The organism is Candidatus Accumulibacter vicinus, assembly GCF_000584955.1.
GTDB classification, from domain to species: Bacteria; Pseudomonadota; Gammaproteobacteria; order Burkholderiales; family Rhodocyclaceae; genus Accumulibacter; species Accumulibacter vicinus.
Map to the genome: position 1 here is coordinate 174,737 of NZ_JDSS02000053.1, position 5,861 is coordinate 180,597.

Below are 5,861 nucleotides of genomic sequence, written 5' to 3' on the forward strand. Positions count from 1 at the left end.
TTGCCGCCGGCACGCTTCAACATGGCGCGCTACTGTCTGGCGGCAGCAGCGCGCGATACCCCGGACAAGCTGGCACTGGCCGTGGTGTCCGACGCCAAGGCTCTGCCCGAACAGGCGGAATGCTGGACTTACAGACAACTGGACGAGGCTGTCCGGCAAGTGGCGGCTGGGCTGCGTGCGTGGGGTCTTGAACCGGGGGCGAGGCTGATGATCCGCATGGGCAATACCAGCGATTACGCTCTGCTGTTCTTCGGCGCCATCGCTGCCGGTTGTGTGCCGTTGCCATCCTCGGCGCAACTGACCGAGGAGGAGGCTGATTTCCTGCTGGCCAATGCTGGTGCCCAGATGGTCGCCATGTCGGAAGAGTTGGCTATCCAGCCACCGCCGGACGTGCGTGTGTTGACTCCCGTCGACATTGCGCGCTTGCGAACCCAACACGAGGCCGTCGATTACGCCGATACGGCTGCCGACGATCCGGCTTTTCTGATTTACACCTCCGGCACTACCGGCCAGCCCAAAGGTGTGTTGCACGCCCAGCGATCGGCCTGGGGACGGCGACCGATGTACCAAGGCTGGTATGACATCCGCCAAGATGATGTGATCCTGCACGCCGGGGCGTTCAACTGGACCTATACGCTCGGGGCCGGTCTGACCGATCCCTGGGCCAATGGCGCAACCGCGGTGCTCTACAACGGGCCTCGCGATGTCACGGTCTGGCCGATGCTCATGGAGAAATTCCGGGCAACCCTGTTTGCGGCGGTGCCGGGGCTGTATCGGCAGATTCTGAAGTACAATGACCTGCGCGCGTTCGATCTGTCGAGCTTGCGCCATGGCCTGACTGCCGGCGAGGCACTGGGCGGTGCTTTGCTCGAACAGTGGCGGACGACGACAGGCAAGGAACTGTATGAGGCTTTGGGGATGAGCGAATGCTCGACCTACATCTCCTCGTCGCCCAGCGTAGCGGTACGGCCGGGCAGTCCGGGCAAGCCACAGCAGGGCCGCTGCGTGGTGGCGCTGCCGGTCGAGGAGGGGGAAGAACCGTTGTCGCCGGGTGAGATCGGGTTGCTGGCGGTGCATCGCAGCGATCCCGGCCTGATGCTCGGCTACTGGAAGCGGCCGGACGAGGAGGATCTGATCTACAGGGGCGAATGGTTCATCGGCGGCGACCTGGTGCATTTCGATGCGGACGGCTATCTGATCTATCACGGCCGCAACGACGACATGATGAACGCCATGGGCTACCGGGTGTCGCCATTGGAGGTGGAGCATTGCCTGAGCAAGCATCCGGCGGTGGCCGAAGTGGCGGTGACCGAGCTTAGGGTGCGCGAGGGGGTCAGCGTGATCGCCGCATTCGTGGTGCCGCGCGATCCCGATGAGCCCGATGGACTCGACGCCGCGCCGCTGCTGGCTTACGCCCACGAACATCTGGCGGCCTACAAATGTCCCCGCGAGGTCATCTTCACCGACGTTCTGCCGCGCACCGCCAACGGCAAGGTTCGGCGCCGCGATCTGGCCGGGTGGCGGCGGTAAAACTTTTGACCGTCCCCATGGGGGAATCCCCGTCAGGTCAGCTCAAACGAAGGACTGAGACGGGAGGACGTGCCGGGGTCTGGTTGCGGGCCGCCAAGCTGTCGGCCGTGTGCGGCCTGTCTGGTCACCCACTTTAGGAAGACTGCATGAGTTCCCAGTTTACCCTGCTCAACACCCGCCGCTTTGCCCCTTTTTTTGCTACGCAGTTTCTTGGGGCATTCAACGACAATCTGTTCAAGAATGCGCTGATCGTGTTGCTCACCTTTCAGGCGGTGAACTGGACGACGCTGGCGCCGGAGGTGTTGACCAATATTGCCGCCGGCATCTTCATTCTGCCGTTTTTCCTGTTTTCGGCCACCGCCGGGCAACTTGCCGACAAGTACGACAAGGCGAAGCTGGCGCGGCTGGTGAAGCTGCTCGAAATTGTCATCATGGGCGTTGCCCTGTTCGGGTTCTCGACGCACAGTCTGGCGGTACTGTTGAGCGCATTGTTCCTGCTTGGCCTGCATTCATCGCTATTCGGGCCGGTCAAATACGCGATCCTGCCGCAGCACCTGCGCGAAAATGAACTCGTAGGAGGTAACGCGCTGGTCGAGGCCGGCACTTTCGTTGCCATCCTGATCGGTACCCTGGCCGGCGGCCTGCTGGCCGGCGTGGCCGGGCATCCGGGCTGGGTGGCCATCGCTGGACTGGTGATCGCGGTCTTGGGTTATCTGTGCAGCCGCGGCATCCCGGCAGCGCCGGCGCCGGTCCCGGAACTGGTCGTCAGCTTGAATCCGTTTTCCGAAACCTGGCGCAACATCGGTTTTGCCAGTCAGAACCGGACGGTCTTTCTCTCGATTCTCGGGATTTCCTGGTTCTGGCTATACGGCGCACTGTTCCTGGCGCAGTTCCCGGCCTATGCGAAGAATGTGCTCGGGGGCAGCGAGACCTCGGTGACCTTGTTGCTGGCGATCTTCACGATCGGCATCGGTCTCGGGTCGCTGCTCTGCGAGCGCTTGTCCGCTGGGCACGTCGAAATCGGTCTGGTGCCTTTTGGTTCGATCGGTCTGACGCTCTTCGGAATCGACCTGGCCTTCGCTTCACCGGCACTGCTGCCGATCGGGGCGCCGTTGTCGCTCGCCAATCTGCTCGCCTTGCACCACACCTGGCGGGTGCTCTTCGACCTGTTTGCCCTCGGCCTGTTCGGCGGTTTTTTCATTGTGCCGCTGTATGCCCTGATCCAGTTGCGTAGCGCACCTGAGCAGCGGGCGCGGATCATCGCCGCGAACAACATCCTGAATGCGCTGTTCATGGTCTGCGGCGCACTCGCCGCCGCCGGACTGCTCGGCGATGGACTTTCGATTCCTGCTCTGTTCGGCGTTGCTGCGCTGTGCAATGCGGTGGTGGCGGTCTATATCTACAGCCTGGTGCCCGAGTTCATGCTGCGCTTCATTGCCTGGCTGCTGGTGCACTCGGTGTACCGCCTGCAGCAACGCGGGCTGCAGAACATCCCGGAGGAGGGGGCAGCGGTGCTGGTGTGCAACCACGTCAGCTTCGTTGATCCGATTGTCATCGCGGCGGCGAGCCGGCGGCCGATCCGTTTCGTCATGGATTACCGCATTTACCGCATGCCGGTGATCAGCTTGATCTTCCGCCATATGCGCGCCATCCCGATTGCCCCGGCCAGAGACGATGCGGCCATGATGGAAGCGGCTTTTGAGGAGGTGGCGAGTGCCCTCGCGGCAGGCGAACTGGTGGCGATCTTCCCGGAAGGCCGGATCACCGACAGTGGCGAGCTTTATCCTTTCCGCCCAGGCGTGCAGCGTATCGTCGGACGTACGCCAGCGCCGGTCATTCCGATGGCTCTGCAGGGTCTGTGGGGGAGCTTCTTCAGCCGCAAGGACGGGCCCGCGATGAGCAAGCCACTGCGCCGCGGCCTGTTCTCGAAGATCGCGCTGGTCGTCGGTACGGCGGTCGCCCCCGCGGCAGCGACTCCCGAGCATCTGCAGGAGATTGTTGCCGGCCTGCGGGGTGACTGGAAGTAGGCTTCGGGAACTCGATGTTCTGCCGAGTAAAGTGGCTCCCGGCGCTACCGAATCTATCGACGATCTCCGCTCCGCCCCCTACAGCGCTCCGGTACACGTGGAAGTCCCTGGAAAGTCGAAGTGGAGCGGGCGAAGGGAATCGAACCCTCGGCTCTAGCTTGGGAAGCTAGGGTATTGCCATTATACGACGCCCGCCGAGGCCTCTATTCTACGACGGTTGTGCGCGTTTCCACAATGCGGCGATCCAGGGGATCTCGGCCCGCTTTCTGCAAACGCCGGTCTCAAACCAGATCGATGCGGGTACGGTACAGGCGATGGCCCGAAGCCGAATATTTGCGTTCGAATGGAGTCATCGGCGGATCCGGAAGGTACGGCTCGTACACCGCCGCGTGTTGTGTCATCTGCTGCACCGCAAAGCAGAATTCCGACAAATAGACCGGCCAGTTGCTCCGGCACTCAAGCACCCCACCCAGCCCGAGCAGCACCGGAAAAACCGGATGGCCATGCCAACGTCGGCGCAGCTGGGTGATCTTCGGCCAGGGATTGGGATAAAGAAGGTAGTGACGATTGAGTCGAATACCCGCCGCGTGTAGCAAGCGCCAGTAATCAACGACGTCGGCACGCACCAGATCGAGGTTGGCCGGCCACCCGAACCCCCCCTGCTGGCAGCGCTGTCCGCGTGCCAACCGCACTGCCGACTGGTCCACGCCGATCACGTAATGGTCCGGAAATGCCCTGGCAAGAATCCGGCTGCTCTCTCCAACTCCGCAGCACGAATCGAGGATCAACGGTCCCCCCGCTGTCGCGCGCTGGTAACGTTCCAGGCTCGCTGCGAATGCGGCGCGATTGTAGTCGGCATACGGTTTGAGAAAAGAGGTGCCGGCATGACGAGCGAGCAGCATCGACAGATGCGGGTGAATGTCGGTCTGGGTGCTTTCAGGAACGCGGGAGTTGCCGTACATCGATTGGTCCTAACAGTCATCGCAAATCGAGACACACCGGATGATGAACGCCATGACCGTCTCTCACCCCCGTTCCCTCTCCCGCAAGTGGAGAGGGGAATTTCGTGAGTCGCTGACGCGACTTTCACAATAATCGATCGCTGGCAGCACCGGCACGCCATGTCGCAGCAGCTCGCGCGTGACTTCAGCAACGCCACGCAGCGATCGAACCGCGATGAACAGCGCCTCGGCTTCGACGAAATTCCGCCGCAGCGCCCCCAGCCAAAGCTTGAGGCGACCTGGCGCATGGCGTGCCGAGACTTTGGCACAGACCTGCTGCCAGAAAGAAGCCAGCAGTGGCAGTAGTCGGCACCAGTCGTGCGAACGATCGGTGGCGATCACCACCCCTACCGCCAGCGCACGAATGCGCTCGGCGAGAAAGGGATCGGCGACCGCACCACGTCCGATCATCACATCCTGGCAGGTACTCACCGCACAGCAGCGGCAATGGTCATCGGTTGTCCAGACCTCGCCGTTGGCAACCACCGGCAGCTGTACGACCTCGCTGATGCGCGCCACCCATTCCCAGTGTGCCGGCGGTCGATAAGCCTCTGTTCTGGTACGTGCATGCACCACCAGCGACACAATGCCGCCCGCCGCCAGCGCCCGGGCACAATCCAGCGTCCTCGCCGTGTCGCTGATCCCGAGCCGCATCTTGGCGCTGAATGGGATGGCCTGCGGGATTGCACGCCTGACCGCGGCAGCAATGCAAAACAGCTGATCAGGATCGGCGAGCAGGGAAGCACCGCCGCCGTGACGGTTGACCGTTGGCGCCGGGCAACCGAAGTTGAGATCGATTCCCGCCGGTGACAGCTCGACCAGTTGCGCTGCGTTCTCGGCCAGACACGCCGGGTCACTCCCCAGCAGTTGCACGGCGACCGGCGTACCCGATCGGGTGCGGCTGGCGTGCAAAAGTTCGGGACAGATGCGGTGGAAAGTCCGAATCGGCAACAGGCTGCCCGACACGCGGATGAACTCGCTCACCGCCAGATCGTAAGTGCCGGCACGTGTCAGAACGTCGCGCAGAACGTCGTCGACCAGACCCTCCATTGGTGCCAGCAGCAATTTTCCCATGTTCGATAAGATTTCCCAGCAGGTTTTGACGCTATCGCGTGAATGATTATGACATGTTGAAGGCAGCAGGGAAATCGACGCAGTGGCAACGGATGGCGGCCCACATCATGTTGAATAGTGCGGTCATTTGTGGCTCCATGTCGTTTCGTGTGGAAACGGGCGGTGGCCTTGCGGGTTTGAGGGGGCGGGCGAAGGGATTGCCACGGGACATCATGCCGCCTCATTGACG

4 protein-coding genes and 1 tRNA gene are annotated in these 5,861 nt (G+C 62.5%); 2 read left to right on the forward strand and 3 right to left on the reverse strand.

What is annotated here, in order from left to right; all coding sequences use genetic code 11:
* The gene (locus CAPSK01_RS21155; RefSeq protein ID WP_034931588.1) at window positions 1–1,530 is read left to right on the forward strand and encodes an AMP-binding protein; all 1,530 of its coding nucleotides are present in this window, start codon (window positions 1–3) and stop codon (window positions 1,528–1,530) included.
* A 146-nt stretch (window positions 1,531–1,676) separates the two neighbouring features.
* Window positions 1,677–3,557 carry an MFS transporter gene (locus tag CAPSK01_RS21160; RefSeq protein WP_034931592.1) on the forward strand — a complete coding sequence of 627 codons (1,881 nt, stop codon included), beginning with the start codon at window positions 1,677–1,679 and terminating at the stop codon, window positions 3,555–3,557.
* A gap of 121 nt (window positions 3,558–3,678) precedes the next feature.
* Here CAPSK01_RS21160 and CAPSK01_RS21165 read toward each other — a convergent pair.
* The 3 genes from CAPSK01_RS21165 to CAPSK01_RS21175 form a co-directional block, all read right to left on the reverse strand.
* Window positions 3,679–3,752: transfer RNA gene (locus CAPSK01_RS21165), tRNA-Gly, on the reverse strand.
* A gap of 86 nt (window positions 3,753–3,838) precedes the next feature.
* The gene (locus CAPSK01_RS21170; RefSeq protein ID WP_034931596.1) at window positions 3,839–4,519 is read right to left on the reverse strand and encodes an SAM-dependent methyltransferase; all 681 of its coding nucleotides are present in this window, start codon (window positions 4,517–4,519) and stop codon (window positions 3,839–3,841) included.
* Window positions 4,520–4,582: 63 nt separating this feature from the next.
* Entirely contained in the window at window positions 4,583–5,632 is a 1,050-nt protein-coding gene (locus tag CAPSK01_RS21175; RefSeq protein WP_273704235.1) for a tRNA-dihydrouridine synthase, read from the reverse strand.
* Window positions 5,633–5,861 lie beyond the last annotated feature (229 nt).